Origin of the sequence: Aquisediminimonas profunda (assembly GCF_019443285.1) — a bacterium.
GTDB lineage: Bacteria > Pseudomonadota > Alphaproteobacteria > Sphingomonadales > Sphingomonadaceae > Aquisediminimonas > Aquisediminimonas profunda.
Map to the genome: position 1 here is coordinate 3,203,760 of NZ_CP080327.1, position 22,186 is coordinate 3,225,945.

17 protein-coding genes and 1 tRNA gene are annotated in these 22,186 nt (G+C 56.6%); 9 read left to right on the forward strand and 9 right to left on the reverse strand.

Going from position 1 to position 22,186, the window contains the following annotated elements; genetic code table 11:
• Positions 1–502: 502 nt before the first annotated feature.
• Positions 503–589: transfer RNA gene (locus tag K0O24_RS15750), tRNA-Leu, on the reverse strand.
• Between the two features lie 125 nt (positions 590–714).
• Here K0O24_RS15750 and K0O24_RS15755 point away from each other — a divergent pair.
• From K0O24_RS15755 to K0O24_RS15765, 3 genes are all read left to right on the forward strand, one after another.
• A complete protein-coding gene (locus K0O24_RS15755) occupies positions 715–1,644 on the forward strand; it encodes a complex I NDUFA9 subunit family protein (protein WP_219893638.1) in 930 nt (309 codons plus the stop codon).
• Complete coding sequence (locus K0O24_RS15760) at positions 1,641–2,441, forward strand: undecaprenyl-diphosphate phosphatase (RefSeq protein ID WP_219893639.1); 801 nt, start codon at positions 1,641–1,643, stop codon at positions 2,439–2,441. The genes K0O24_RS15755 and K0O24_RS15760 overlap by 4 nt, the downstream gene beginning before the upstream one ends.
• A gap of 73 nt (positions 2,442–2,514) precedes the next feature.
• Entirely contained in the window at positions 2,515–3,186 is a 672-nt protein-coding gene (locus K0O24_RS15765) for a glutathione S-transferase family protein (RefSeq protein WP_219893640.1), read from the forward strand.
• Positions 3,187–3,225: 39 nt separating this feature from the next.
• Here the strand turns inward: K0O24_RS15765 and ubiG are convergent, their stop codons facing one another.
• Positions 3,226–3,957, reverse strand: a complete 732-nt coding sequence (gene ubiG, locus K0O24_RS15770) for a bifunctional 2-polyprenyl-6-hydroxyphenol methylase/3-demethylubiquinol 3-O-methyltransferase UbiG (RefSeq protein WP_219893641.1) — start codon at positions 3,955–3,957, stop codon at positions 3,226–3,228.
• A gap of 67 nt (positions 3,958–4,024) precedes the next feature.
• Between ubiG and K0O24_RS15775 the strand changes: the two genes are divergently transcribed.
• Genes K0O24_RS15775 through ptsP form a run of 3 tightly spaced genes read left to right on the forward strand, consistent with a single transcriptional unit; the run spans position 4,025 to position 8,550 of the window.
• The gene (locus tag K0O24_RS15775; RefSeq protein WP_219893642.1) at positions 4,025–5,266 is read left to right on the forward strand and encodes an aspartate kinase; all 1,242 of its coding nucleotides are present in this window, start codon (positions 4,025–4,027) and stop codon (positions 5,264–5,266) included.
• Between the two features lie 17 nt (positions 5,267–5,283).
• Positions 5,284–6,273: an NAD(P)H-dependent flavin oxidoreductase gene (locus tag K0O24_RS15780; protein WP_219895684.1), complete on the forward strand. Its 990-nt coding sequence runs from the start codon at positions 5,284–5,286 to the stop codon at positions 6,271–6,273.
• A 6-nt stretch (positions 6,274–6,279) separates the two neighbouring features.
• Positions 6,280–8,550, forward strand: coding sequence for a phosphoenolpyruvate--protein phosphotransferase (gene ptsP / locus K0O24_RS15785; RefSeq protein ID WP_219893643.1), 2,271 nt, complete (start codon positions 6,280–6,282; stop codon positions 8,548–8,550).
• Positions 8,551–8,612: 62 nt separating this feature from the next.
• On the opposite strand, the gene K0O24_RS15790 is transcribed toward ptsP, so the two are convergent.
• The 3 genes from K0O24_RS15790 to K0O24_RS15800 all read right to left on the reverse strand — a co-directional run bounded on the left by K0O24_RS15790 (position 8,613) and on the right by K0O24_RS15800 (position 11,413).
• Positions 8,613–9,131, reverse strand: a complete 519-nt coding sequence (locus tag K0O24_RS15790) for a cupin domain-containing protein (RefSeq protein ID WP_219893644.1) — start codon at positions 9,129–9,131, stop codon at positions 8,613–8,615.
• Positions 9,128–9,694, reverse strand: coding sequence for a sigma-70 family RNA polymerase sigma factor (locus K0O24_RS15795; protein WP_219893645.1), 567 nt, complete (start codon positions 9,692–9,694; stop codon positions 9,128–9,130). The genes K0O24_RS15790 and K0O24_RS15795 overlap by 4 nt, the downstream gene beginning before the upstream one ends.
• A gap of 678 nt (positions 9,695–10,372) precedes the next feature.
• Complete coding sequence (locus K0O24_RS15800; RefSeq protein WP_219893646.1) at positions 10,373–11,413, reverse strand: LysR family transcriptional regulator; 1,041 nt, start codon at positions 11,411–11,413, stop codon at positions 10,373–10,375.
• Positions 11,414–11,537: 124 nt separating this feature from the next.
• Between K0O24_RS15800 and K0O24_RS15805 the strand changes: the two genes are divergently transcribed.
• Complete coding sequence (locus K0O24_RS15805) at positions 11,538–12,761, forward strand: GNAT family N-acetyltransferase (RefSeq protein ID WP_219893647.1); 1,224 nt, start codon at positions 11,538–11,540, stop codon at positions 12,759–12,761.
• A 2-nt stretch (positions 12,762–12,763) separates the two neighbouring features.
• A complete protein-coding gene (locus K0O24_RS15810) occupies positions 12,764–13,135 on the forward strand; it encodes a hypothetical protein (protein ID WP_219893648.1) in 372 nt (123 codons plus the stop codon).
• Between the two features lie 53 nt (positions 13,136–13,188).
• Here the strand turns inward: K0O24_RS15810 and K0O24_RS15815 are convergent, their stop codons facing one another.
• Together K0O24_RS15815 and gltB are read right to left on the reverse strand one after the other, a co-directional pair.
• Positions 13,189–14,625 carry a glutamate synthase subunit beta gene (locus tag K0O24_RS15815; protein ID WP_219893649.1) on the reverse strand — a complete coding sequence of 479 codons (1,437 nt, stop codon included), beginning with the start codon at positions 14,623–14,625 and terminating at the stop codon, positions 13,189–13,191.
• Positions 14,626–14,645: 20 nt separating this feature from the next.
• Positions 14,646–19,286 carry a glutamate synthase large subunit gene (gene gltB / locus K0O24_RS15820; RefSeq protein WP_219893650.1) on the reverse strand — a complete coding sequence of 1,547 codons (4,641 nt, stop codon included), beginning with the start codon at positions 19,284–19,286 and terminating at the stop codon, positions 14,646–14,648.
• A gap of 195 nt (positions 19,287–19,481) precedes the next feature.
• Here gltB and K0O24_RS15825 point away from each other — a divergent pair, with 195 nt between their 5' ends.
• Positions 19,482–20,249 carry an SDR family NAD(P)-dependent oxidoreductase gene (locus K0O24_RS15825; RefSeq protein WP_219893651.1) on the forward strand — a complete coding sequence of 256 codons (768 nt, stop codon included), beginning with the start codon at positions 19,482–19,484 and terminating at the stop codon, positions 20,247–20,249.
• On the opposite strand, the gene K0O24_RS15830 is transcribed toward K0O24_RS15825, so the two are convergent.
• Together K0O24_RS15830 and K0O24_RS15835 are read right to left on the reverse strand one after the other, a co-directional pair.
• Complete coding sequence (locus K0O24_RS15830; RefSeq protein WP_219893652.1) at positions 20,246–21,040, reverse strand: SDR family oxidoreductase; 795 nt, start codon at positions 21,038–21,040, stop codon at positions 20,246–20,248. The genes K0O24_RS15825 and K0O24_RS15830 overlap by 4 nt on opposite strands.
• Positions 21,041–21,042: 2 nt before the next feature.
• Positions 21,043–22,185 carry an acyl-CoA dehydrogenase family protein gene (locus K0O24_RS15835; protein ID WP_219893653.1) on the reverse strand — a complete coding sequence of 381 codons (1,143 nt, stop codon included), beginning with the start codon at positions 22,183–22,185 and terminating at the stop codon, positions 21,043–21,045.
• Position 22,186 lies beyond the last annotated feature (1 nt).

Below are 22,186 nucleotides of genomic sequence, written 5' to 3' on the forward strand. Positions count from 1 at the left end.
GCAATTCACCTCAAAGGCAACTGCAATTTTGTGTGACTTGTGTGCTTTATTGGGAAAAGCGGATCACTTTAACGACCAAAAAAAAATTGCTTGTTCCGCTGGACAGATTGCCAATAAATGAGAGTTAACCAATTTTCCGATTTCGCTCTTCCTTCTGGGTCTCGGAGATCTCGAACCCCGGCACGAAGTGCAAAGTTTTCTCGAGTCAGCCATTGCGATTTCTCAGATGGTCATCTGTGCAATTTGCTTGATGGGACTTGGGCCTTGCAACATCACGATATCGTTTCTTGTTGGCGCCATCGAAGCTATAAGAATGTTTCGTAAGCCAACCAATGCCGACAGTCTGACCCTGTTCCGAACAATGCTCACGCGCTACTCACCGCAATGGTTGCGATCTAGGCAGGGCACCGCGCTGATTGTCTCCCATTGGAAATGCGCCAAGAGCCCACCGCCGTCCGCAACCCCCTAGGCCTTACGCATTCGGCTCAAGCAATCTGAGCGCTGGTGCCCAGGAGAGGACTCGAACCTCCACGGCCTTGCGGCCACTGGCACCTGAAGCCAGCGCGTCTACCAATTCCACCACCTGGGCACGGGGCAACATATTTGTCGCACGGGAACGAGGCGCGCGGTTACGGCGGCGGTTGCTGCTTGTCAATGCGCTGCGCGGTCGGCATGGGCAGATTTCACACATGGTCAATATGCAGGCAGGTTGCGATGATCGAAACAGTAACAGTCTTTGGCGGTGACGGATTTGTCGGTCGTTATGTGGTTCAGGCCCTTCTACGGGACGGTCATCGCGTCCGGGTTGCCAGCCGAAATCCGAAGCGTGGCTGGTTTCTCAAGGCACAGGCCAATCTCGGACAGATTGCCTATATCGCTGCGGATGTTACACGCCCCGAGACCCTGAAGCACGCCGTCGCAGGCGCTGCCGCTGTCATCAATCTGGTCGGAGTGCTCAAGGGCGATTTCGATGCCGTACACCGTCAGGGCGCAGCCAATGTCGCGTCCGCTGCGAAATTGGCAGGTGCAAAATGTCTCGTCCAGGTTTCTGCAATTGGCGCAGATGCGGGAAGTCCTTCAGCATACGGCAAGAGCAAAGGTCAGGCCGAACAAGCTGTGCGCGATTCATTTCCGACTGCGACCATCCTGAGACCTTCGATCATCTTCGGCCGAGAAGACCAGTTCATAAACCGGTTTGCAAACCTGATACGGATGCTGCCTGTCGTACCCGTCATTGGTGGAGGAACAAAGTTCCAGCCGGTCTTCGTTGGCGACGTCGCGCATGCAGTGGCCGCGGTTGTGAGAGACCCTGCCGCCCATTCCGGCAAGACCTACGAACTTGGTGGACCAGACGTCATGACCATGAAAGAGATCAACAGCTGGATTGCCAAGTCCACCGGGCGCCATCGCGCCATGATCGACGTACCTGACAACATCTCGGCCCTGCTCGCGACACTGACCGGTTGGCTGCCCGGCGCTCCTATCACGCACGACCAATGGCTCATGCTGCAAAAGGACAATATTGTTGAGGCGAAATCCAAGGGCCTTGCTGCTTTGGGCATTGCCGCAACACCGCTAGATGCGGTCGCGCCGGGTTGGCTTGTACAATATCGCAAGCACGGCCGCTTCGGGGCGGCAGCATGAACGACCTGCTGACCGTCGTTCTTCTCGGGATTGTCGAGGGACTGACGGAATTCATTCCGGTTTCGTCAACCGGACACCTTGTCCTCGCCGGAGCCCTGCTCGGGTTCAAGGATGGCTCTGGCGGCGCGTTCGATATCGTGATTCAGCTTGGCGCGATCCTATCCGTCATCGTGCTCTATTGGAGACGGTTTTGGGATGTCGCGGTTGGACTGTTCGGCTGGAAGGATGGCCCAGTCGCCTTTGTCCGGAATATCCTGCTCGGATTTCTGCCATCGGCCGTCATTGGTGCTCTGGCATACAAATTCATCAAGGCCATGCTTGGAGCGCCGTCTGTCGTTGCCTGGGCCCTCATCCTGGGCGGCATTGCCATTCTGGTGATCGAAAAAATGACCAAGACAATCCAGACCGAGAGTGTCGAAGGCATGAACTGGAAGACCGCGCTCGGAATCGGCTTCATCCAATGCCTTTCGATGATCCCCGGCGTCAGCCGTTCCGGTGCAACGATCATGGGGGCGCTTCTGCTTGGCGTCGAACGAAAGACTGCGGCGGAATTCAGTTTCTTTGTCGCTGTCCCGACAATGATGGGTGCTACCGCACTCGCCTTGTACAAGGAGGGCGCCGCCCTTGCCGCGGCGGACATTTCGAACATTGCGATCGGGTTCGCGATTTCATTTGTCGTCGCAGCCGCCGTCATCAAGGGCTTCCTCGCAATTGTCACGCGATACGGTTTTGCACCATTTGCCTGGTATCGGATTGTGGTGGGTATAGCGGCGCTGATTTGGCTCAATGCCCTTTGATGGCGAATAGCCAACACGAGCTGCATTAAGCAGGGTGACGCGCAGCTGAGTGGACGCTATGGATTCGCGCTCCATGTGGCTCCTGTATCAATTCCCGCTCTGTCCATTTTCACGCAAGGTCCGGCTGCTGTTGGGCGAAAAAGGCGTGGGCTACGAACTTGTCCGCGAATATCCATGGGAGCGCAGGGACGAATTCCTTGACCTCAACCCCGCAGGTCAAACGCCGGTGCTTGTGGAACGCGACAGAAATATCGCTGTCATGAGCTCAAACGCGATCTGCGAATATTTCGAAGAAACGGTGGACAAGGCTCCCATGATCTCTGGAACCGCCACGAACCGGGCTGAGATCAGGCGCCTGACATCCTGGTTCGACGAGCAGTTCTATGGCAATGTGGTTGCCCCGTTGATGCACGAACGGATGTTGAAACGTATCCTGCATCGCTCAACTCCCGATGGCGCGACTTTGCGCGAAGCCATGAAAAGCGCCAATCAACTCATGGATTATGTCGACTGGTTGCTTGACCACCGCAATTGGCTGGCAGGAGCCACGCTCAGCCTCGCCGATTTGGCAGCCGCCGCGCACATTTCTGTTGCAGACTACCTCGGTGGCATCGACTGGCGCAGTCATGAGCCGACCAAGGCCTGGTATTCAGGCCTCAAGTCGCGCCCAAGTTTTCGGCCATTGCTCAACGAACGCATGGACGGCGTTGCGCCACCAGACTATTACGACAAGGTCGATTTCTGACGCTCCTGGGCCGGCCTTGACGGCCCGATTGTGCGGCCTTCAGTCCCGAGCGAGCGTCATCAAATAATTGAGTGACATGTCGCCGGAAAGTTGGAATCCCGCCGAAACACTGAAAGAGATCCCCTGCCGATCCAATACTTTCAGCCCCGCGGCTTGAGCAAAGGCTTCTAGCTCATCCGGCGTCAGGAACTTGTTCCAATCATGCGTGCCTCTGGGGATCGCGCCCAGACCTTCGCCGAGTGTGATCATGGCAAGTCGCGACAGACCAGTCCGGTTGGGCGTCGAGAGGATCATCAGTCCACCGGGTGCCAATCGTGAGCCGAGCGCCGACAGGAAAGCTCCGGGGCTGGTGACATGTTCAATCACCTCCATCGAACACACCAGATCAAATTGACCGCTGAAATCGGCGATATCGCGCTCAACATAGTTGATCGACATGCACTGCCCGGCGGCATGCTGCCTTGCAACTGCGATGTTTTCGGCCGCAGCATCAATTCCCGTGACGGCGGCACCCAGCCGTGCGAGAGGTTCGGACATCAGGCCCGCCCCACAGCCGACATCAATCGCGGATTTTCCTGCCAGTGGTTTGAGAACGCGTGGATCAAGACCCCAATGAGCATTTATGCGATCACGCAGATAACGGAGACGAACAGGATTGAGTTTGTGCAACATGGCGGAAGACCCTTTGGGGTCCCACCACTCGGCGGCCAGAGCGCCAAAATGTTCGGCTTCTGTCGGATCGATCGTTGTTGCGTGTCTTGCCTTTGCCATACCCCTTCCCTAACAGGGCGGCGCTCTTTGGCCAAAGGGCTTTTCAACTGTAACGCAGGGATGTTTCGTGGCCAAAATCGTAATGAAGTTCGGCGGCACATCAATGGCGGGGACGGAACGGATCCGCAACGTCGCCGCGCGGGTCAAGAAAGAGGTTGATGCCGGCAATCAGGTGGCAGTCGTTGTGTCCGCAATGGCAGGCGAAACGGACCGCCTTGTGAATTTTTGCCGCGAAGCCGCTCCGCTGCACGATACCAAGGAATATGATGTTGTCGTCGCTTCGGGTGAGCAGGTAACGTCGGGATTGCTAGCCATGACCCTGCAAGCCATGGGCGTGCCTGCACGAAGCTGGCTTGGCTGGCAATTGCCGATCAGGACGTCTGATGCACACGCCTCTGCACGCATTGAAGACATCGACTGCACTGCACTCAACGCAGCCCTTGCCAGCGGCGAAGTGGCCGTCATTCCGGGATTCCAAGGTGTCACCATGGACAACCGGGTCACCACTTTGGGACGCGGAGGCTCCGACACTTCGGCAGTTGCCATGGCAGCGGCCATGAAGGCAGACCGCTGCGACATTTATACTGATGTAGACGGCGTTTATACGACAGACCCGCGCATCGTCCCTCGGGCGCGCAAGCTCGACAAGGTGACTTATGAGGAAATGCTCGAACTGGCGAGCGTTGGCGCAAAGGTGCTGCAGACCCGGTCGGTGGGGCTCGCAATGAAGGAAAAGGTACGTTTGCAGGTCCTGACGTCGTTTGATGACAGGCCTGGAACGTTGATCGTCGGTGACGATGAAATTGGAGAAAATGACGTGGAACGCCAGGTGATAACGGGCATCGCCCATGACAAGAATGAAGCCAAGATCACACTCACCAATGTGCCTGATCGGCCAGGCGCGGTTGCGAGCATCTTCACACCGCTCGCCGAAGCCAGCATCAATGTCGACATGATCATCCAGAATATTGCGCATGATTCCGGCTCCACTGACGTGACCTTCACTGTTCCTGGTGCCGAACTTGCACGAGCTTTGGACGCGCTTGAAAAGGGCAAGGATACGATTGGCTATGAAAGGCTGCTGCACGATACCAAGGTCGCGAAAATCTCCATCGTTGGCGTAGGTATGCGCAGCCATGCAGGCGTAGCCTCGACAATGTTCAAGGCTTTGGGATCGCGAGGGATCAACATTCAGGCTATCTCAACGAGCGAGATCAAGGTGTCGGTCTTGATTGACGAAGATGAAACCGAACTTGCAGTTCGCGTGCTGCACACGGCCTATGGGCTGGACGCAGAGGATGCGGCGTGAGCAAACTTGACGCGCTGATGAAGCGCGGGCGCGAGTTTCTTGGTTCCGAAATTGCGGTGATGGCTGGGGCCATGTCCTGGATCAGTGAGCGCAATCTGGTCTCCGCCATGTCGAATGCGGGTGGCTTTGGTGTCATTGCCTGTGGCGCGATGCCGCCAGACCTGCTCGATGCTGAAATTGCCGCGACCAAGGCAATGACGGACAGGCCATTTGGCGTGAACCTCATTACAATGCATCCAAATCTCGATGAACTCATTTCAATTTGCGCAAAGCATCGCGTGTCACATGTTGTGCTGGCAGGCGGCCTTCCACCGCCTGGATCTATTGACGCTATCAAGGCAAACGGAGCCAAATTGATCTGCTTTGCCCCGGCGCTGTCGCTCGCAAAAAAGCTTGTCCGTTCCGGTGTGGATGCCCTGGTGATCGAAGGGATGGAAGCTGGCGGCCATATTGGCCCTGTTTCCACGTCCGTCCTTGTCCAGGAGATTCTGCCGGAAATCGGGCCGCAGGTTCCGGTTTTTGTTGCTGGGGGGATAGCCAGGGGAGAAGCGATCGCCTGCTTCCTCGAACTTGGTGCCGCTGGCGTCCAGATTGGAACGCGACTGGTTTGTGCCACCGAATGTATTGCGCACCCGGCCTTCAAGAAGGCCTTCCTCCGTGCATCCGCGCGGGATGCTGTTGCCAGCGTCCAGATCGACCCCCGCCTTCCGGTCATCCCCGTCCGTGCTCTGAAGAATGCCGGCACTGAAGAATTCACCCGCAAGCAGGTCGAAGTTGCGGCAATGCTTGATCGAGGTGAAGTCGACATGGGCGCAGCGCAGCTTGCAATCGAGCACTTCTGGGCTGGAGCCTTGCGTCGTGCGGTCATTGATGGCGATGTGGAAAATGGCTCGCTGATGGCCGGTCAGTCAGTCGGCATGGTCAAGTCGGAAGAGCCAATAGCCCAAATTTTGCAGACACTGGTGGACGAAGCTCAGGCAGCATTGGAATCACGCGCAACAATCTGATAGCGAATGCGGATGATCGCTGCCGCCTCCGCCCGTGAAATCCTGACTGGCCTCCACGAAGTCATGGCTTCGCGCGCAACTGCGCAGGCCAAACTGAACAAGGTCGTGCAGATCATTGGCGAAGCGCTCGCCAGCGAAGTCTGTTCGATTTACCTGCGCCGCGAAGGTGTGCTTGAACTTTTTGCGACCCGCGGCCTGAACCAGGAGGCTGTTCACGTCACGAAATTGGCGATGGGGGAAGGCCTTGTCGGCACGATTGCCGAACAGATCGCTACCCTCAACCTCGACGAAGCGACCAGCCACCCCGACTTTGCCTACAAGCCGGAAACCGGCGAGGAACTCTTCCATAGCTTTGCCGGCGTGCCAATCATCCGCAAGGAAGACGCCGTGGGCGTGCTCTGCGTCCAGCATGCGGAGCCAAGGCGATATGAAGAAGTCGAAATCGAGGCATTGCAAACTGTTGCGATGGTCCTATCCGAGCTGATTGCAAATGCGGGTCTCATCGACAATGCGGAGGCCCGTGGATCAAAAGTCCAGAACACGGCGGCTTTGCGGCTCAACGGGCTGAAACTGGTCGATGGCATGGCAAAGGGGCATGCGGTCTTTCATCAGCCCCGCATCACGATCGAACACACCGTCGCCGAGGACATCGAAGCCGAACGCCATCGTGTCTATTCCGCATTCGACAAGATGCGTGAGCAGATTGACAAGATGGCAAGCCAGGCCGAATTCGGCGGCGAAGGCGAACATCGCGACGTCATCGAGATGTACAAGATGTTCGCCTATGACGAAGGCTGGTCGCGGCGGATCAATGAGGCCATAGACAGCGGCCTCACCGCTGAAGCCGCAATTGAGCGCGTCCAGCAACGCACCCGAATGCGCATGCGCCAGATCGACGATCCACTCCTGGCGGATCGCATGCATGACCTTGAAGACATGTCCAACCGTCTGCTGCGGATCGTTTCCGGTCAGCTCGCATCGGCAGCTCAAGCGGGTCTTCGTCGGGATGCGATCCTGATAGCGCGCAATCTTGGGCCAGCTGAGCTGCTCGAATATGATCGTCGTCGCCTAAAGGGAGTCATTCTGGAAGAGGGATCGCTGACCGCGCACGTCATTATTGTGGCGCGGGCGATGGGCATTCCCGTGCTCGGACGAGTCAAAGATGTTCGGCGCCTCATTTCGGAGGGCGATCTGCTGCTCGTGGATGTTGGCCAGTCAGCGGTCTTCGTTCGCCCGACTGCCGCCATGGAAGAGGCGTTTGAAACCCAGTTGGCCGTTACACAAAAGCGGCGGGCAGGTTTTGCAGCACTGAAGCGTGAGGCCCCGGTTTCTAAGGACGGCTTGCGCGTTGCTCTTATGATCAATGCAGGCCTCCGCGACGACATCGCAGCCCTGGACGCTACGGGAGCAGATGGGATTGGCCTTTTCAGGACCGAGTTTCAGTTTCTTGTTTCAGCAACCATGCCTCAGCGCGAACGGCAATTGCGGCTCTATCGCGATGTGATTGAAGCGGCGGGCAAGAAGCCGGTTGTCTTCAGGACCGTTGATATCGGTGGCGACAAGGCCCTTCCCTATTTGCGGCAGGATGAGGAGGACGAGGAAAACCCTGCGATGGGTTGGCGCGCGATCCGGATTGCACTGGAGCGCGATGGGCTGATGAAAGCACAAGCACGTGCCTTGATCGAGGCTGCGGCAGGAACCACATTGAACGTTATGTTCCCGATGGTCTCGGAGCCATGGGAATTCGAGCAGGCGCGCGCTATATTCGAGAAGCAGCGCGAATTCCTGATTGAGCGCGGCAAGCGGGTACCACGTGAGATTCGATATGGTGCGATGCTCGAAGTCCCTGCCCTTGCCGAATGTCTCGATTTGCTGCTGCCGAAGCTCGAATTCATTTCGATTGGAACGAATGATCTGACGCAATTCCTGTTCGCCGCGGACCGTGCTCATCCCAAGCTGGCGGAACGTTTCGACTGGCTATCGCCAGCTATCCTGAGATTCTTGTCACGGGTGGTCAAACAATGCGATGAAGCCAATGTGCCGGTCACTGTGTGTGGTGAGATGGGTGGCCGAGCTCTCGAAGCGCTCGCCCTGCTCGGAATAGGAATTGAACGACTGTCAATCACGCCGGTGTCTGTAGGCCCGATAAAGGCCATGATCCGTTCGCTTAACGTCGCAGATGCGCGATCGGTCTTGGCAGACTATCTCAAAAAGCCGCCCGCGAGCATTCGCGCCGCACTTGGTGAATGGGCGTTGCAAAACAAGGTCGAAATCTGACTTCGGACATTGAAGCGCAATTGAGGCAGCGCCCTTTTCTGAATATCGCGCGGCTTCGTCCCCTAGCTATGATGTAGCAGCAGAACGCATCCACTCTCGGTTGTGCCTTCATTGTGACGTGTTCCTTGAGGCGAAAACAGACAGTCTCCTTGTCCGAACCGTGTACCTTCAATCGTGAAATCGCCTGCCAGCACCGCGAGGTATTCATCATGATGGTGATGATGCGCAGGAATCACCGAGATCGGAGCACATCTCAGCAGTTTCGGGCCACTAACCCACAGCTCTTTCATATCAACACCTGGAAAGATTTTGCGCCAGCTGCCGGAAACAAAGGGATAATAATGCTTACCTTCGGCCTCGCCAATCTGGACCTGCTGGACCGCGTTGAGAACACGGTCCTTCAGTCCGGCAGGCGGTCTTGCGCAACCTGCCATTCCGGCAAGCGGAGACAACGCTGCTTCGGCATCGTCGATCATGCGGTCAAGTTCTGGGTCATACAAACGCTGACGCGCAACATCTGCTCGCTCGGCTGGCGAGAGCAGGCCAATAGCAAATTTGTCCGAAAGGGAGATATCAGTCATCGCAGCATTCGTTCCTTCAATGTCAACATCCCCCGCCGCACCCAGCTTTTCGCGGTGCCGAGAGGGACAGAAAGATGTTCGGCCAGTTCAGAATGGGTGAGGCCGTAAGTATAGGTCAGCACAATTGCGTTCCGCTGATCCGCTGGCAGCTGCTTGAGACAATGGCCCAGACGGGAATCAGGCGGATCAACAGGCGCTACGGGAATATCCAGGTCGTCAATTGGTTCGGTCGGGCGGTCTGCACGGATCATATTGAGTGCAACGTTTCGGACGATCACACTCATCCAACCAATCGGACTTCCGCGGGCGGGGTCATAAAGCTTGGCCTTGCGCCAGATATTCACATAGGCTTCCTGCGTCGCATCCTGCGCTACCGCTTCATCGCGCAAGATCCGGAATGCGATCGCAAAAAGCCGGGGAGACGTTATGTCATAGAGACGAGCAAACGCCTCCATCTGACCTTCTGCAACCTGCGCAAGCAGCTGCTCCAGGGTAGCGGGCGGCATGGCTTCAATCTTCGGTTCAGCTTTCACCAACTGAATAACCCCTATCATTTGCTTCATGTGAGCATGATCCCCCAGTGAACGCTTCATTCCTTGGCATCAGTGCATATCGCGGCCTCCCAACGAACGCTGAGAATGCGGGGACACTTTCCAAGGATAATCTGGAGCCTTGGGCCCTTAGGCGCGCGAAATAGGCCCGCGCGCGTGCAGGATAGTGCCCCAAACGGGGAAGCACAGAGATCTTGTCCTCGCCCGGTCCGGCGAGGCCACAATTGGTCAATTCACTCACCTCGGGCCGCGCATCGATGCGCTCTCGCCACATTTACGTCCGAAACGGAGGAATGGATGCAGCTGCGCGTGTGTCCGCGAACAAATTTCGTGTTTAAGTTCGGCCGACCAAGCTAGGATCACCTTGTGTCTGGGGAGTCTTACAAGCAATGAATCGTCGGAGGATGATAGCGCTGGTCTGCATTTGTGCAGGTGGGCTCGGTTCTTGCGACCGCCTTGATCCGCAATGGAAGGGGTGGGTCTATCCTGATCGGAAGGACACATCAGTCGATTGGAAGCTGGGCAGTTTCGCAACGCTCAAGGAATGTCGAGAAGCAGCGCAAAGCATGATTGACTGGTTACCAGACCCGACTGCCGCAGACTATGAGTGTGGCTATCAATGCAAGCCTTCCGACTTTTTGAGCAGGCTGGATGTGTGTGCGGTCACGCGGCGCTAGTAGTACAGAGTGTCTAGCGCGATTGAGCAACACCTGAAGACATGCGGTCCATCATATGCGCAAACAGGCTAACCACGCCGTCGTTGCTGGCCTGAAACTTGTGGAAATCTTCAGGATGAACAAATTGATCCGAAAACCAGGGATATTGGGAAGAATCGAATGAAGCCCGAAGCCAGTCGATAGCCTCGCGAAGCACGAGGCAATCCTTGGCCTCCGCCCGATAAAAATAATACAGCGCGACACGCATTTGCGGTAGCACGGGTAGTGGCACCAAGGTTGAGGTGATGGCGCGCGTGTAAGACGGCAAGAGGGCGATTCCGGCGCCATTTGCAGCGGCATAGGCCTGGGTCAGGGAAGAGTTTGTGCGGATCGATGTCATGGATCGCGGCCTGTCCGAACCCAAAAGCAGGTCAATGGCTGTATCATTGTATCCTGGCGAGGCTTGTTCAACGATCACATGGTTTCTCAAGTCATCGATCGTGCTTGGCACTCCATTTGCGCGAAGATAGTCGGGCGACGCGAACAGCATCATGTGGATAGTCGCCACTTTTGCGACGATGAGATTGGCATCCGCCGGCGGTCGATACGCCAAACCAAGATCGACAAGGCAGCTCCGATCTCGCTTGAGATCATAATCGAACTGCATGTTGATGGTCGTTGGCCGAATCTGGTTGGATAATGCGGCGACCCGCGGTGTGAGCCAACTTGTGCCGACACCTTCAGTGCATCCAAAGGTAAATGTCCCGGGTTCAAGGAGTCCTTTTCCCCTAGAGTCGGCACCATCGATGGCTGTTCGACCAAGAGCTGCCGCCGCGTGATAGAGCCTTTCGCCAACTTTCGTCAGTTTCGCCCCGGAAAGGCCGCGACTGACAACAGCTTCGCCCGCAACCTGTTCCAATTTGGCAAGGTGCGCGCGCACCGTGTTCACAGAGACCCGCTGACGCCTGGCTGCTTCCCTCAGGCTCCCGGCATCCCCAACTTCGACAAGGAACTTCAAATCTGACCAATCAAGATCAGCGACTGACAGAACCTTCCTCTCAGCCGGGGTGTTCATCGCCTGAACAGGCGGTTCAATTTTCTCTATCGCTTCCAAATCTTCCCAGTCGATTAAGAAATTTATCGTAGTCAGGTTTCGATCATATCGTTGCAAGGGGAGACACGCAATGCGTCATGACGTCATGAAAGACGCTGAAATTCAGCTGAAGCAGGACGGACTGTGCTTTTGGGATGGATTGCTCAACGATCGCGCGCGCAATACGCTTGGAAAATTGGGGTCAAAAGCCACGCGCCTCGACCTCGCCAGCGAAGACGAAGCATTGGACTTCTTCGCTCGAGCAAGTGAGAATCTGACGCTAGCCGCTGAAGCGTCGATACGTCGCATGCTGCACAAGAATCCGAATCTGGTGCACGTGATTCGTCGCGAGAACGGCGGCCCTGCACTCGGCCTTTTCGCCTGTTTGCCGCTGAACGAGTTTGGTGCCGCCTCCATTGCAAATGGCCAATTTGATGGCACCAACCCGGATCCCGCCTGGATCGTCCGCAGTGGCGAAACGCCCGTGGCCATCTATGAGTGGCTGTTTTATGGACCCGGTCTATACCTGAAGACCATGCCTGCAGTGGGGCGGCTCTACAGGTCCTTATCTCAAGTTGACTGCCCCGTTTTTTCCAAGGGCACGACGGACTTTTCGGCTCGACTTTTGCTCAGCCTAGGGTTCCTCGAGGCGCGCACAATTTATCCCAATGCCCAAGAGGGCTTTGTCGTCGTCCTTCCACAGTGCAGTGACTCCTGGTCAACCAAGCTCAGTGGCAAGCGGACCGAAGTCCGTCAGGTTCGCAGTTTTGAGGAACTGGCACATGTCATTTCCATTCGATCCGCAACCTATCTTGCCGAACAGTTTCCGCTCTATTCTGAGGAATTTGACGGCAACGATTTTTGCGCCACGCATTTGGTCGGTTATATTGACGGCGATCCTGCCGGTGCGATCCGCATGCGGTATTTCGGAGACTTTGCAAAAGTTGAGCGGCTTGCCGTCAAACTTGAGTATCGCAAGAGCAGGTTGGCCTTCCAATTGGTCAAGGCGGCAGTTGCACACGTTCGGCGCAAAGGATTCACGCGGGTTTATGGGCATGCCAGTGCCGAGATTGCGCCATTCTGGAAGCTGATGGGCGCGAGCAAGATGGAAAACCGCAAGCCATTCCGGTTCGCCAATATCGAATATCATGAAATGGGCGCAGAGTTGGAGCCTGATCCCCTGGCAATCCGTTACGGCGCTGCGCCCATGGTGACCATTCGTCCAGAAGGACTTTGGGACGAGCCTGGTGCTCTCGACTGGTCAAACATCGTGTCAGATCCGATGCGTGCCGAACTCATGATCGCGGGAAGCCGCAGTGGTGCATCATGAAAATGACAGAATTCAAATCAAGCCATTTTGACAGCAGGGCAGTTGCCAGGACACTGCTACGCAAATCTCGGGCCAGAGCGCAGTATTTTGACGCAGACTTGCTGGGCGACCCGGTCTGGGAACTGCTTCTCACTCTCTTTGAAGCTGAAGAGTCGAAGCATGTTTGCGCGATTAGCGATTTGCGCCAAGGTTCGACCATGTCTGCTGACACGCTGCAACGATGGATAAAGGTCCTGGAACGACGCGGATTGCTGACAACAATCGCGGATGCCGGAATGCTGAATGCGGGTCTGGTTAAACTTACCGGGCAAGCACATCGCGCGATGGCAAGCTATTTGATGGACATTACGCATCTCGACCCAGAGCGCTTCTAACCGTTTCTCGCGACTGTGGCGTGCATGGCGACAATCCGTGCACGCCACTTTTTTCAATAGGGAAGTTCGGTTTCACCCATGAGAAAAAGGTCCACAGCGCGAGCGCACTGTCGCCCCTCGCGAATTGCCCACACAACCAGACTCTGACCGCGCCGCATATCCCCGCAAGCAAAAATGCTTTCCACGCTTGTTGAATAGTCTTTCGTATTGGCAGCAACATTACCGCGTTGATCCATCGCGACTTCTGTCTGTTCAACAAAACCCTGCGTTCGCGGGCCGACAAACCCCATGGCAAGAAAGATCAAGTCTGCCTTGAGCGTGAATTCGCTGCCCGGAATCTCACGCATCTGGCCATCCACCCATTCGACCCGGACACATTCCAGTCCTTCGACGGCACCATTTGAACCGATGACCCGTTTGGTCAGGATGGACCAATCGCGCTCGCAGCCTTCCTCATGGCTGGTAGATGTCCTCAACTTCATCGGCCAATCGGGCCAGGTCAGTGCTTTATCCGCCTTGACCGGAGGCTTTGGCATGATCTCGATCTGAGTGACAGAGGCAGCACCCTGACGGTTTGACGTGCCGACGCAGTCCGACCCCGTATCGCCGCCGCCAATGACGATCACATGTTTGCCGGTCGCGGAAATTGTTCCGCGCGGCGCAGCGCGCACTTCATCATCTCCCGCATTGCGCTTGTTCTGCTGTGTAAGAAATTCCATGGCGAGACGAACACCCGGCAGTTCATAGCCCGGAATTTCAAGCTTTCGCGGCATTTCGGCACCGCCCGCCATCACAATCGCATCAAAATTCGCTCGAAGCGATTCAACAGAAACGGAAACACCGACCTCGGTGCTGGTTCGCAGTTCGACGCCTTCTGCTTCCATCTGCACCAGTCGACGATTGATCAGATGCTTTTCCATCTTGAAGTCAGGGATACCGTAGCGAAGCAAACCGCCCATCCGGTCGTTCTTCTCAAACAGCGTAACGCTGTGCCCAGCGCGCGCAAGCTGCTGGGCGCACGCCATGCCAGCCGGCCCGGATCCGACTACAGCAACTGATTTCCCGGTCTTGCTCTTCGGGAGCTGTGGGGAAATCCAGCCTTCCTGCCACCCTCGGTCAACAATAGCGCATTCAATCGACTTGATGGTAACAGGGGCATCGTCGATATTCAGCGTGCAGCTTTCTTCACAGGGCGCTGGACAAATTCGACCGGTGAACTCGGGAAAGTTGTTCGTCGAATGCAGCAGTTCAAGCGCATTTTTCCAATCACCCTCATAGACCAGATTGTTCCAGTCGGGGATCGTATTGTTCACCGGGCAGCCGGTGTGACAATAAGGTATCCCGCAATTCATGCATCGTGCTGCCTGATCGCGAAGCGCAGGATCTGGCATTGGAATTGTGAACTCGCGATAATGCGTCAGCCGTTCTGCAGGCTTCGCATAGCCGCGATCCTTCCGCTCGATTTCAAGAAAGCCGGTAACTTTGCCCACAATTCACTCCAATAAAACGACTACTCTGCAGCCACGGAAGCTGCAGCGAGACGCTCCGCCTCCAACTGCTTGAGCGCACGCGCATAATCACGTGGCATGATCTTGACGAAGCGCTTGAGCGATTCTTCCCAATCATCCAGAATCGCCCGGGCGCGCTTGCTGCCGGTGTAGAGATGATGCCGCTCAAGCATGATCCGCAGACGTTCTGCACTGTGGCGCAACATGTCTCCCATGCCCGTATCGTGCACGTCGATTGCACGCTGGCTCGGGCGGCCCGTACCTTCGTCGCCTTCGGCGTCAGGCAGGATTGGTTCGACATCAACCATTGCCATGTTGCAACGTTCGCGGAAAAGGCCGTCTTCGTCATAGACATAAGCAACACCGCCAGACATGCCTGCAGCAAAGTTGCGGCCAGTCTTGCCCAGCACAACCACGACGCCACCTGTCATATATTCGCAGCCGTGATCGCCGGTTCCCTCAGCGACCGCAACCGCGCCAGAGTTGCGTACGGCAAAGCGCTCCCCCGCAACTCCGTTGAAATAGGCCTCCCCGGCAATTGCTCCATAGAGAACTGTATTTCCGACAATGATATTTTCCGTCGGCTCGCGCTTTACATGGGATGGTTGCTTTACAATCACGCGGCCACCGGAAAGCCCCTTGCCGACATAGTCATTGGCATCACCCGTGAGTTCAAGTGTAACGCCATGCGCCAGAAAAGCGCCAAAGCTTTGTCCTGCGACACCTGTAAAGGCGATGCGGATCGTATTGTCCGGCAAACCTTCATGCCCGTAGCGTCTTGCCACTTCACCCGAGAGCATCGCGCCAACGGTCCGATTGACATTTTTCACCTCTCGCTCGATCCGAACGGCTTCACCGCGCTCAAGCGCAGGAGCAGCGGCGGCAATCAACTCACGATCCAGAGCCTTGTCGAGGCCATGATCCTGTGTTTCGGTCTGATGCCGCGCAGTCTCTTCAGGCAGATCCACTTCATGAAGAATGCGGGTCAGGTCGACGCCACTCGCTTTCCAATGATCAACTGCCCGACGCATGTCGAGCCGGTCCACGCGACCGATCATGTCATCAACCGTCCGGAAGCCCATTTCCGCCATGATCTGACGCAACTCTTCGGCAACGAAGAAGAAATAGTTGATCACATGCTCAGGCTGGCCAGTGAAGCGCTTGCGCAAAACCGGATCCTGCGTGGCCACGCCCACAGGACAGGTGTTCAGATGGCATTTGCGCATCATGATGCAACCGGCGGCAATTAGAGGGGCCGTGGCAAAACCAAATTCGTCAGCACCGAGCAGCGCTCCGATCGCAACGTCGCGACCGGTGCGAAGCCCTCCATCGACCTGGACCGCAATCCGAGACCTGAGACCGTTCAGAAGCAAGGTTTGCTGGGTTTCGGCAAGACCGATTTCCCACGGCGAGCCCGCATGAGTGAGAGATGTCAGGGGAGAGGCGCCGGTTCCGCCCTCATAGCCCGATACTGTGACATGATCAGCCCGGGCCTTGGCAACCCCGGCGGCAACGGTGCCAACCCCTACTTCGGACACAAGCTTCACGGAAATCCGCGCAGTCGTATTGACGTTCTTCAGGTCATGGATGAGCTGCGCCAGATCTTCGATCGAATAAATGTCATGATGCGGCGGCGGCGAGATGAGTCCCACGCCCGGTGTCGAATGACGGACGCGCGCAATGTTCTTGTCGACCTTGTCGCCGGGAAGCTGGCCACCTTCGCCCGGCTTTGCACCCTGCGCCATCTTGATCTGGATATCGTCGGCGTTGACCAGATATTCGGTGGTCACGCCAAAGCGACCGCTCGCAACCTGCTTGATCGCGGAACGCATGGAGTCCCCATTTGCAAGAGGCTTGAAACGATCGGCCTCTTCCCCACCTTCCCCGGTGTTCGACCGGGCCCCGATGCGGTTCATGGCAATTGCAAGCGTCGTATGCGCCTCCCGACTGATTGACCCGAAGCTCATGGCTCCTGTCGCAAACCGCTTCACGATCTCACTTGCAGGCTCGACCTCATTGATATCGAGCGGCTGATCGGACTTCTTCAGTTCCATCAGGCCACGAATGGTCAGCAGGCGCTCACTCTGCTCGTTGATCGATTTGGCAAACTCTGCATAGTTTTTCGGATCATTGCCGCGCACCGCATGCTGTAAGCTGGCAACGTTGCCCGGCGTCCAGGCGTGCTCTTCGCCACGAACGCGATACCCGTAGATGCCCCCTGCATCGAGCATGTTCCGATAAATTGGGTTGTCGCCATAGGCGGCAGCATGGCGGCGCACCGTTTCTTCAGCGATCTCTCCAAGCCCGGCGCCTTCGATGGTCGTTGCCGTGCCAGTGAAATATTTGTCCACAAATGCCGTTGAGAGGCCAATGGCATCGAAAATCTGGGCCCCGCAATAGGACTGGTAGGTCGAAATGCCCATCTTGGACATCACCTTCAGTATCCCTTTGCCAATCGCCTTGATGTAGTTCTTCTGCACTTGCTCGGCCGAGAGCGAAAGTCCACGACGGACGCGAATTTCCTCAAGCGTTTCAAAAGCGACGTAAGGATTTACGGCTTCCGCCCCATAGCCCGCCAGAACACAGAAATGATGCACTTCGCGCGCTTCGCCTGTTTCGACGACCAAGCCGGTTTGCATGCGAAGGCCCTGACGGACAAGGTGGTGGTGCACTGCCGCAGTCGCGAGCAATGCCGGCATCGCAATGCGATCCGAGCTTTGCGACCGGTCTGAGAGGATCAAGATATTCCGATCGGCAAGGACGGCCTCCGTCGCTGCCCAGCACATTTCCTTAAGGGCCAGTTCAAGACCGGCAGCCCCAGTGGACGCATCCCAAGTCATATCGATCGTCTCGGTTCGGAACGCGCCGTCAAGTGTCTCTTCGACCGACCGGATCTTCTCGATGTCGGCATTTGTCAGGATCGGCTGGTCAACTTCCAGGCGCTTGTGGGTACCTGCTTCATGCCCCAGCAGATTTGGCCGCGGCCCAATCATCGAGACAAGAGACATGACCAACTCTTCACGGATCGGATCAATCGGCGGGTTGGTGACCTGCGCAAAATTCTGCTTGAAATAATCGTAAAGCAATCGCGACCGTGACGAGAGAACCGCAATTGGCGTGTCCGTCCCCATCGATCCGATCGGGTCTTCGCCGTTTGTGGCCATGGGCTCAATGAACTTGGCAATGTCTTCCTGAGTATATCCGAATGCCTGCTGGCGATCGAGCAACACGGAAGGATCGTTGATAATTGGCTCTATGGGGGCGTCCGCAGCACCAAGGTCCTTGAGCTTGTACTGCGCGGATTCAAGCCACTTGGCATAGGGCTCTGCTGCAGCAAGCTGGGCTTTGATTTCCTCGTCCTCGATGATCCGTCCCTGCTCCATATCGATGAGCAGCATCTTGCCCGGCTGAAGGCGCCATTTACGAACGATATTGTCTTCCTTGACGGGAAGGACACCCGATTCCGAGGCCATGATGACATGGTCATCATCAGTGACACAGAAGCGAGCCGGCCGAAGGCCGTTGCGGTCCAGTGTCGCGCCAATTTGGCGGCCATCGGTAAAGGCCACAGCTGCCGGCCCGTCCCAAGGCTCCATCAGGGCAGCATGATATTCGTAAAATGCCTTGCGGCCTGCATCCATCATCGGATTGCCTGCCCAGGCTTCCGGAATAAGCATCATGATCGCATGAGCCAGCGAATAACCACCGGCAAGCAGCAGCTCCAATGCGTTGTCGAGACAGGCAGTGTCGGATTGGCCATGCGGAATGAGCGGCCACATCTTGTCGAGGTCCGGGCCAAGAAGTTCCGATTCCATGGTGCGACGCCGTGCGTTCATCCAGTTCACATTGCCGCGAACGGTGTTGATTTCGCCATTGTGCGCGATGAAGCGATACGGGTGAGCCAATTTCCAAGACGGGAATGTATTGGTCGAGAAGCGTTGATGAACTAGCGCGAGCGCCGATTGGGTCAGCGGATTGCGCAGGTCTTCATAGAAGCTGCCGACTTGTCCGGCGAGCAACAGGCCCTTGTACACAAGTGTGCGTGATGAAAAGGATGGCATGTAGAGTTCGGCCAAACCGGGCAGCTGATGCTTTTCGGCAAGCGCTGCCAGCGGGTTCTGCGTCTGCTTGCGGAGTGCCAGCAACTTGCGCTCGAATGCGTCCTGATCGGGTGTAGATGCTCCACGGCCGACAATGGCCTGCCGAATCACCGGCATCTGCTCGAGAACAGCCTTGCCCAGCCCCTCCGGATCGACCGGTACATCGCGCCAGCCAATCAGGATCTGGCCTTCCTTGACAATGAAACTTTCGAAATGCGCAGTCGCGAATTCGCGCGCAGGCTCATCACGCGGCAGGAAGCACATCGCGACGGCATAATCGCCTATGGCTGGCAGGGTGAGCCCCTCGCCATGCGCCCAATCGCGCAGCAAAGCATCGGGAATCTGGATAAGAATGCCAGCTCCGTCGCCAAGCAGCGGATCAGCGCCGACCGCGCCGCGATGATCGAGATTGAGGAGAATTTCGAGGCCTCGTTTGACAGTATCATGCGTCTTGACGCCCTTGATATGCGTGACAAAGCCCACGCCGCATGCATCATGCTCGTTTCTGGGGTCGTACAATCCTTGCTTCGGCGGATAGTTCATCCGGAGCCTTTTCCCTTACTGTCAATGCGGAATTAAGATGCGCGGTAGACCGATGTGCACGTAATTTGAAGCCAAGAATTGATCTGCAGGTGCAAAGAATCTTGCGGGGCAGCAAAGATTGCATTGGTTCATGGAGGAAGACTGGACCTTCGTCTCTGCTAGCGCAGCTTGGCTTGACCTGATACCGAACCGCTCATGCCTTATGATTTTGCCAACCATGGAGCCCTTGTGACAGGTGCTGCGTCGGGGATTGGCCTGGCGACTGCCCGCCTGCTCGCCGCATCTGGAGCCACGCCTGTTGTAGCGACCGACCGGAATTCGGAGAGCCTAAACAATGCCTTTTCAGGGCTTGAGGGTGTCGTCCGCCTTGCAGGAGATGTCGCGGATGAAGCCTTCTGGTCTGATGCGATGCCGCATATTCGTGACACGCGTCTTGCCGTGATCAACGCGGGTATCTCAAGCAGCGGGGCCATCGAAACTCTCAATTTTGAAGAATGGCGGCGTGTGCTGTCCGTCAATCTTGACGGCGCCTTCCTGACTCTTCGCGCCGCGATTCGCGCGATTAAAGCGCATGGCAAGGGTGGCGCAATAGTCATTACCGCGTCTGCTTCCGGGCTCAAGGCGGAGGAGGGTATTGCCGCCTATGGCGCATCAAAGGCCGGGGTCATGCATCTCGCACGCATCGCGGCCAAGGAATGCGCACCACATGGCATCCGCGTCAATGCGATAGCACCAGCGGGTGTTAAAACACCGATCTGGCGCGATGCATCCTTTTTTGCAGACCTTGTTGGCGAAAGCGGCAGCGAAGAAGAGGCCTTTGACGCACTTGGGAAAGCCTCCACACCAATCGGTCGCTTTGCCACGGCTGAAGAGATTGCAGCGCAGATTGCGTTTCTGCTTTCAACCGATGCTGCCACGATCACAGGCGCGACACTCACCAGCGATGGCGGTTATCTCCTCTAGCTGGCCTCGATGCTGGGTGAGCCGATGTTGGCGTGAGCGACGCCCCCGTCGACCGTGATTGTATCCCCAATCACATAATTGCCCGCATCGCTGGCAAGGAAGATCGCCGCCGCCGCCATGTCCTCCGGCTTGCCTATCCGTTTGTTGGGGATGTTCTTCGCAACAGCATCGCTGTGATCGCGCGCTGCACGGTTCATGTCAGACGCAAATGCACCGGGGGCAATTGATGTTACGTTGATCTGGTCGGCGATCAACCTCGCAGCCATGCGACGCGTCAAGTAGATCAAGGACGACTTAGACGCATGATAGCTAAAAGTATCCCAAGGATTCAGGCGAATACCGTCAATGGACGTGATGTTGATGACCTTGGCGGGATGCTCTGCAGACGCAGCAGCTTTGAGTTGCGGATAGAGCGCCTGCGTCAGGAAAAACGGCGATTTGACGTTAAGGTCCATCACCTTGTCCCAACCGACTTCCGGAAAGTCCTCAAATGGCGCTCCCCATGCAGCCCCCGCATTATTCACCAGAATATCGAGCTTCGGCTCCTTCTCTGCAAAGGCAGCAGCAAGCGCCTTGCAGCCCGCCACACTCGAAACATCCTGTGGCAGCGAATGGCAGTTTGGCCCCAATTCGGCTGCCGTAGCATCACAAACATCGGCTTTGCGGGAGGAAATGTAGACCTTCGCGCCCTGCGCGAGAAATCCCTCAGCAATCATCCGGCCGATATTCTTGGAGCCGCCCGTAATAAGCGCGACACGCCCTTCGAGTGAAAAGAGCTTTGCAGTATCCATTGTTATCCGCCTCTCTTGATAGTTTCTCGCGCCACAATCAGCTGCTGTATCTGGCTGGTGCCTTCGTAGATCCTGAAAATGCGCACGTCTCGATACAGCCGCTCAATCCCGTAATCGGCGACATAGCCTGCTCCGCCAAAAATCTGCACGGCGCGATCGGCAACACGCCCAACCATTTCCGAAGCAAAAAGCTTCGCGGCTGCGCATTCCAGCACAACATTCTCGCCCGCATCACGCTTGGCAGCTGTCTCTAGGACAAGCGCCTTGGCAGCGAGCAGTTCCGTTTTCGAATCCGCGATCATCGCCTGAACAAGCTGAAAGTCAGCGATGGCCTGGCCGAACTGCTTGCGCTCCGTCGCGTATGCGACTGCATCAGCGACAAGCCTCTCTGCGACTCCCACGCACATCGCGGAAATATGAAGCCGTCCACGGTCCAGGACACGCATGGCGACCTTGAAGCCTTCGCCTTCAGCACCAAGCATGTTTTCAGGCTGCACGGCGACGTCGTCGAAGTTTACGTCACAGATGTGTGCGCCCTGCTGGCCCATCTTCTTTTCATGGGCTCCAACACTGAGCCCCGGAGAATCGGCAGGCACAAGGAACGCTGTCACGCCGCCAGCTCCCGGGCCGCCCGTTCGCGCCATCACGGTGAAAAGATGGGCCTTGTCAGCATTTGTGATGTATCGTTTTCCCCCAGACAGCTTCCAATGGTTGCCATCCTTGACTGCCCGGGTTCTGACGCCTGCCCCATCCGACCCGGCCTCTGGCTCTGTGAGTGCAAAACTGGTGATGATCTCCCCACTCGCGATCCCTGGCAGGAAGCGGGCTTTCTGCGCTTCATTGCCGGCCATAACCAAGCCTTGGCTTCCGATGCCCACGTTGGTGCCGAATGCCGAACGAAAGGCCGGAGAGGTCTTGCCGAGTTCAATGACAACCCGAACCTCTTCGGACATTGTCAGACCGAGACCGCCATAGTCTTCCGGAATGGACAGGCCAAATAGTCCGAGAGCCTTCATCTCAGCAATGATATCATCCGGAATTTCGTCATTTTCGGCCACCTGCGCTTCGAGCGGACGTAGCCTTTCGGTCACGAATCGACGGATGGTCTCGATCAGTTGGCCAAAGGTTTCCGCATCAAGGCTCATC